This window comes from Pseudomonas sp. HY2-MNA-CIBAN-0224 (genome assembly GCF_040310285.1).
Classification (GTDB): Bacteria; Pseudomonadota; Gammaproteobacteria; order Pseudomonadales; family Pseudomonadaceae; genus Aquipseudomonas; species Aquipseudomonas helleri.
Genome location: NZ_JBEOPQ010000570.1, coordinates 1 through 267, shown reverse-complemented (window position 1 = coordinate 267; position 267 = coordinate 1). Strand labels below are relative to the sequence as shown.

The following is a 267-nucleotide window of genomic DNA, read 5'->3' as shown; positions in this document are numbered from 1 at the left end:
GAATAATGAGCAGGTCCAAGCAATGCTCGACAAGCATGAGCTCATGCCAGATTTAACGATTTATCAGGGCACGCCAATTGCACCAGCATTGGCGGTATTTAACCTCAAAAAACTGGCTCAGCAGCTCAATCGTCAGTATGTCACTGATGTACGGCGTACCACGCGCTTGCTGGTAGAAGAGGATAGCGAGCAAGGCGACAATATGATCGAGATGGCGTACGATTATGGCGAAATCATTCATGGTAATGATGATAATCATCGAGAGGC

The 267-nt window shown here is 47.2% G+C and carries 1 protein-coding gene; it reads left to right on the top strand.

Annotated elements, in window-relative coordinates; translation table 11 throughout:
• Window positions 1-22: 22 nt before the first annotated feature.
• Window positions 23-267, top strand: a 245-nt coding sequence (locus AAEZ03_RS27595) for a CYTH domain-containing protein (RefSeq protein ID WP_350583052.1), incomplete at its 3' end; no start/stop codon positions are given.